The 6,057-nt window shown below is 77.8% G+C and carries 5 protein-coding genes; 3 read left to right on the forward strand and 2 right to left on the reverse strand.

Features of this window, described 5'->3' with window-relative positions; all coding sequences use genetic code 11:
- Positions 1-227: 227 nt before the first annotated feature.
- Positions 228-1,358 carry a glycosyltransferase family 4 protein gene (locus tag ACF1AK_RS33280; RefSeq protein WP_391502552.1) on the reverse strand — a complete coding sequence of 377 codons (1,131 nt, stop codon included), beginning with the start codon at positions 1,356-1,358 and terminating at the stop codon, positions 228-230.
- 324 nt (positions 1,359-1,682) lie between these two features.
- On the opposite strand from ACF1AK_RS33280, the gene ACF1AK_RS33285 reads away from it, so the two are divergent.
- Both ACF1AK_RS33285 and ACF1AK_RS33290 read left to right on the forward strand, forming a co-directional pair.
- Positions 1,683-2,804 (forward strand): glycosyltransferase family 4 protein, encoded by a 1,122-nt coding sequence (locus ACF1AK_RS33285; RefSeq protein ID WP_391502553.1) that lies wholly within the window; start codon positions 1,683-1,685, stop codon positions 2,802-2,804.
- A 112-nt stretch (positions 2,805-2,916) separates the two neighbouring features.
- Positions 2,917-3,603, forward strand: coding sequence for a DsbA family protein (locus ACF1AK_RS33290; RefSeq protein ID WP_391502554.1), 687 nt, complete (start codon positions 2,917-2,919; stop codon positions 3,601-3,603).
- Positions 3,604-3,991: 388 nt separating this feature from the next.
- Here the strand turns inward: ACF1AK_RS33290 and ACF1AK_RS33295 are convergent, their stop codons facing one another.
- On the reverse strand, positions 3,992-5,131 hold the full coding sequence (locus tag ACF1AK_RS33295) for a glycosyltransferase (protein ID WP_391502555.1): 1,140 nt from the start codon (positions 5,129-5,131) through the stop codon (positions 3,992-3,994).
- A 57-nt stretch (positions 5,132-5,188) separates the two neighbouring features.
- Here ACF1AK_RS33295 and ACF1AK_RS33300 point away from each other — a divergent pair, with 57 nt between their 5' ends.
- The gene (locus ACF1AK_RS33300; protein WP_391502556.1) at positions 5,189-5,959 is read left to right on the forward strand and encodes a glutamate racemase; all 771 of its coding nucleotides are present in this window, start codon (positions 5,189-5,191) and stop codon (positions 5,957-5,959) included.
- Positions 5,960-6,057 lie beyond the last annotated feature (98 nt).

Raw genomic sequence — 6,057 nt, forward strand, 5'->3', positions numbered from 1 at the left:
GGGGCGCGCCCCCCCCCCCGGGCCGGGGGGGGGTGGCGCCCGGGGGGGGCGGCCCCCCCGGGGGGCCCCGGCCCCGGGGGGGGCGGGGGGGGGGGGCCCGCCGAAGCGGGCCCGGCGCCGCTTCCCCGGAGCACCGGCCTGCGGCACAGGCGGCGCGACGGTGCGGCGCTGTGGCGCTGTGGCGGCACAGGCGCCGCGGCGCCGCGGCGGCGCTCGTCCGGCGGGCGTCAGACCGCCCGCAGGCGCAGCGATCGCTCGTAGAACTCCACCATCTGCGCCGACACCCGGTGCAGCGTGAAGGACGTCAGGAACCGTGCCCGCGCGGCCTTCGCCCGCACCCGCGCCGAGGCCCGGTCCTGCAGGGTGTCGGTCAGCGCCTCCGCCAGCGCGGCGGGCCGCTCCGGCGGCACCAGCCGCGCGTAGTCCTCCGAGCCCACCGTCTCGCGCAGCGCCGGCACGTCGGCGGCGACCAGCGGCACGCCGACGCCCATCGCCTCCAGCGCCGCGCTGCCCAGCCCCTCCCAGCGGGACGGCACGGCGAACGCGTCGGAGGCCGCCATCAGGTCGAACACGTCGTCGCGCGGTCCGAGGAAGCGCACCCCGGCCGTCGTCGAGGCCAGTGCCCGCAGCCGCTCGCTCTCGGTGCCCTCGCTGCCGGCCAGCAGCAGCACCGCCTCCGGCTCCGCGCGCAGCACCTCCGGCCAGGCCTCCAGCAGGACGTCCAGGCCCTTCCGGTACTGCTGACGGGCCGCCGCCAGCACCACCGGCACCTCCGGGGGCAGTTCCAGCGCGGCGCGCACCGCGGCCCGCCGGTCCGGCGTCACCGTGCCGAGGCGCTCCGGGTCGCGTCCGCGCGGCACCACGTCGATCCGCTGGTACGGCACCCGCAGCCGGCGCGCCATCGCCCCGGCCACGTAGCGGGTCAGTGCGTGGAAGCGCCGGGTGCCCTGCGCGGTCGCGGCGTCCACGGTCTGCGCGGCCCGGACCTTCCACGGGCTCAGTCCGCGCGTGCCGCGGTGCTCGGGGCCGTACGAGGCGTCGACCAGGCTGGTCACCACCGGGGTGCGGGCGGCCAGCGCGGCGGCCCGGCCGAGCACGTCCGACTCGTAGAGCGTGGTGTGCACGAGGTCCGGGCGGCGCTCGCGGACCAGCCGGTGCAGGGCGGCGGCCGTGCGCCCCCGGGTCGGCCGGCCGACCCCGAACACCTCGACGCCGGCCGCGGTGAGCTCCGGCTGGAAGCCGCCGGGGGAGTCCTTGAGGTAGGCGACGTCGAGCTTCACCCCGGCCCGTGTCAGCTGGGGGGCCATCGCCATCAGGCCCTGCTCGGCCCCACCGGCCCGGCTCACGCTGTCGATCACATAGAGCACATGCACAGGCCAACCCCCGCCCTCCTGGGCGCGCCCGTTCTCCCGTGCCGGGACGGCGCCCTGACTGCCGCTCAGCATCGCAGGTCGCGCCCGGCGCCCGCCAGCGATTAGGTCACACCCGGAGCGGTGCCGGAGGGCCGGTGGCGAACCGTCCGGGGGCGGACGACAGCGCGCAGCAGGGCGCGTTGGCCCCTCGAAGGGCGCACGACGGCTCCCGTGCGGCGCTTTTCGGGAGTACCCGCGCTGGCGCGCGGACCACCGCCGGGTTGCGCCAAGGGGTCGTCCCTGGCCGGAGGCTGTGCCAAGGTCGTTCCCATGCCTGACGCGACACCGGTCAAGGTGACCGGAACCCGCCCCCGCATCCTCCACCTCATCACCGATCCACGCCGCAGCGGCCCGCAGAACCTCGCCCACGACCTCCACCGCGAACTGCGCCGCCGGGGCCAGGCCTCCGCCCTGCGCGCGCTCGCCCCGCACCCGGACGCCCCCGACACCCGCGCCACCACCGTCCTCGGCCCCGGCCGGCTCCATCCGCGCACCCTCGGTGCCCTGCGCACCGCCGCCCGCACCGCCGACCTCGTCGTCGCCCACGGGGCCGCCACCCTCTCCGCCTGCGCCCTCGCCCTCGCCGGCACCCGCACCCCGTTCGTCTACGTCTCCATCGGCGACCCCCGGAACTGGACGGCCGGACCGGTCCGCAGGCTGCGCACCGGCGCCCTGCTGCACCGCGCCGCCGCCGTCACCGCCCTCTCCGACGGGGCCCGCGACCTGCTCGTGGAACACTTCCGGCTGCCCGCCGCCGCCGTCCGCACCATCCCCAACGCCCGTGCCGCCGACCGCTACCCGCCCGCGCAGGGGGAGGCCGAGCGGCGCGCCGCCCGGCAGTCGCTGGGCCTGCCGCCGGACGGCCTGCTGGTCGCCTGGCTCGGCGTGATCACCCCCGCGAAGCGCCTCGACCTTGCCCTCGACGCCCTCGACCGGCTGCCCGACGTGCGGCTCGCCGTGGCCGGCGACGGCCCGCAACGCACCGCCCTGGAGCGACATCCGGCCGCCGCCCGGGCCCACTTCCTGGGCACCCTCGCCGACCCGGCGCCGCTCTACCGGGCCGCCGACGCCGTGCTGCTCAGCAGTGACAGCGAGGGGGTGCCCGGGGTCCTGATCGAGGCCGCGCTGGCCGGCCTGCCGGCCGTCGCCACCGACGTCGGCTGGGTCAGGTCGGTGGTCCGGGACGGCGTCACCGGCGCGCTGGTCGCTCCCGGCGACCCGCTCGCCCTCGCCGAGGCACTGGCCAAGGTGCTGGCCGGCGACCGCGCCGGACTCGGCGCCGCCGCCCGCGCCCACGCGCTGGCCCACTGCGACCTCGACGTGGTGGCCGACGCCTGGCAGCGCCTGTTCCGCGAGGTCTGCGAGCGCGGCGGACCGGGCGGGCGCGGCTGACACGGCCGATGCGTCCCGGTGCGCCGGGCCGGGTGCGCTGTTCAGGCGAATCCCGGCCCGACGCACCGGGACGACTGGCCGTTGACGCCCCGTCACGGGCCACACTCCCGGTGTGAAGCCGATCCTTCGAACCTCCCTGTTGCTGGCCGTCGCCGCCGGGATCGCCGCGTCCCCCCTCCAGGCCGCCGCCGCCAGTCACCAGCCGCCCCGCGAGGGCACCCCGTTCTCCCACCTCAACACCATCCAGCCGGTGCGGGAGAGCGCCCGCACCGAGGCGCTGGAGTTCTTCTGGTACGACTGCAGCCACTCGCAGGCGCTGGAGCAGCCGCTCCAGGCCTGGACCGAGCGGCACCGCGCCGACGTGGACCTGCGCCGGGTGCCGGCCATCTGGCCGGGCAGCCGCGAGGAGACCGCGCAGCGCGGGCACGCCCGGCTGTACTACACGCTGGAGCGGCTCGGCCTGGTCGAGCGGCTGCAGGCCGGCGCCTTCCGGGCCGTCCGCACCGAGGACCAGGACCTCACCACCGAGGCCACCGCCACCGCCTGGGCGCAGCGCCAGGGCGTCGACCAGCAGCGCTTCCGCGAGACCTACGGCTCGCCGCAGGTGTCCAAGGCGGTGGACGAGGCGGCCGAGCTGTTCGTCCGTCACGGCATCAACGAGCTGCCGACCGTGGTCGTGCACGGCGACGCGCGCACCTCGCCGTCCAAGGCCGGCAGCGTCGAGGCGATGACCGGGGTGATGGACCGCCTGGTCGCCGAGGACCAGCAGCGCCACCCGCGCGCCCACACGCTGTTCTGATCCCGCGTCACCCCTTCCAGACGGTCCCGGCGGGCCGGCCGCACGAGGCCGGCCCGCCCCCTGCGTGCGGCGGGGGCGGACCCGCCCGCCCCGGCGTCGAGGGCGCCGCCGAACGCGCCCGCGCCGTCCTCAGCCCGGAGATCACCCGCCCCAGTACGAGGGCGGCACCGGGCACTTCGCTCTGGAGGAGAGGCTGCCCGGGATCGCCCCGCTGATCGACGGCTTCCTCACCCGGATCGGGCAGGAGCGCGCGCACCGGGGGCGTTCGGTCCCGGCGCGGCGAAGAGCGGCGCGGCGAAGACCGGCGCGGCGCGGCGCCCGGGCGACGCGCCTGCGCGGCCCGGGCGGCCGTCCGACGGTCCGTCCGGCCGGTGCGATGCGCCCGGCCTCAGTACGTGCGGCCCTTCCAGGAGGCGCCCCGGCCCCGCCAGTGCTGCACCGCCGAGTCGACCGTCATCAGCAGGTAGAGCGAGGCCGTGAACGGCAGCAGCAGCGCGGCCGGCGCCGGTTGCCCGTAGTAGCGCAGCATCGGCACGAAGGTCCCCGCCATCAGCGCCCACGCGGCTCCGCCCGCCGCCGCCACCGGCCACGCGCCCCCCACCAGCCCCGCCACCGACGCCACCGGCGGCACCAGGTACACCAGCGCCAGCCCCAGCACCGTCCCCAGCAGCAGCACCGGCGAGTGCCGCAGCTGGGCGTACGCGCTGCGCGACACCATCCGCCACAGCTGCGCGAGGCGCGGATACGGCCGCACGCTGTCCACCTGCTCCGCCAGCCCCAGCCAGGTCCGGCCCCCGGCCGCCTTCACCGCCCGGGCCAGCGACACGTCGTCGATCACCGCGCCCCGGATCGCCGCCACCCCGCCCGCCCGCTCCAGGGCCTCGCGCCGCACCAGTGAGCAGCCGCCCGCCGCCGCGGCCGTCCGCGACCCGGGCCGGTTGCTCCACCGGAACGGGTACAGCTGGGCGAAGAAGTACACGAAGGCCGGCACGATCAGCCGCTCCCACCCGGTCTCCACCCGCAGCCGGGCCATCTGCGACACCAGGTCCAGCCGGCCGCTCTCCGCCGCCGCCACCAGCTCGGCCAGCGAGTCCGGCCCGTGCGCGATGTCCGCATCGGTCAGCAGCAGGTACTCCGCGTCCGGCCCGGCGAGCTCCACCCCGTGCCGCAGCGCCCACAGCTTGCCGGTCCACCCCGGCGGCAGCGGGGGAGGGGTGGTGACCGTCAGCTCCAGGCCCCCCGGGGCGGCGAGCGAGCGCGCCAGCGCGCCCGTCCCGTCCGAGCTGTGGTCGTCCACCAGCACCACCCGGGCCCGCCCCGGGTACTTCTGCGCCAGCAGGCCCGGCAGCGACAGCGGCAGCACCCCGGCCTCGTCCCGGGCCGGCACCACCACCGCCACCTGCGGCCAGCGCGCCGGCGGCCGGCGCGGCGGCAGCCGCACGTCGGTGCGCCAGAACAACCCGTGGCAGCCCGCCAGCCAGAGCCAGACCAGCAGGGAGAACGCGGCGATCCACAGCAGGACGGTCACCCGGGCAGTCTGCCGCACCCGGGGCCCGACGGGGGGCATCGACTAAAGTCTTGACCCGTGAAGATCGCACTGATGGACTCGGGAATCGGCCTGCTGGCCGCCGCCGCCGCACTCCGGGCACTGCGTCCGGACGTCGATCTGGTGCTCTCCTCCAACCCCGCCTCGATGCCCTGGGGACCGCAGACGCCCGAGGAGATCACCGAACTCGCCCTCGGCTGCGCCCGGGCCGCCGCCGCGTACCGGCCGGACGCGCTGATCGTCGCCTGCAACACCGCCTCGGTGCACGCGCTCGCCGCACTGCGGGCCGAACTGGAGCCCGCGCTGCCGGTCATCGGCACCGTCCCGGCGATCAAGCCGGCCGCCGCCCTCGGCGGCCCGGTCGCCATCTGGGCCACTCCCGCCACCACCGGCAGCGCCTACCAGCGCGGGCTGATCCGCGACTTCGCCGGGACGGCCGCGGTCACCGAGGTCGCCTGCCCCGGGCTCGCCGACGCCGTCGAGCACGGCGACGACGCGGCCATCGACGCCGCCGTCGCCGACGCGGCCGCCCGCACCCCGGCCGGCACGGCGGCGGTCGTGCTCGGCTGCACCCACTACGAACTGGTCGCCGACCGCATCCGCACCGCCGTCGCCCCGACCGCGCTGCCCACGCTGACCCTCCACGGCTCCGCCGACCCGGTCGCCGCCCAGGCCCTGCGCCGCGTCCTCGACCCCACCCGCAAGGGCACCGCCACCCTCACCGTCCTCCACGCCGGCACCCCCACCACCCTCCCTCCCGCCGCCCTCGCCTACCCCCAGACCCTGCCCCTCACCGCCGCGGCGTCCTGACCTCCTGCGGGCGGGGGCGGCCCGGGCTCGCGGGGCCCGGCTTCTTGTCCGAGCGGGTCCGTCCCGGCAGGGCGGCGAGCTTCGCTGCGCCGGCCGGC

Source organism: Kitasatospora sp. NPDC015120, from assembly GCF_043080305.1.
Lineage (GTDB): Bacteria > Actinomycetota > Actinomycetes > Streptomycetales > Streptomycetaceae > Kitasatospora.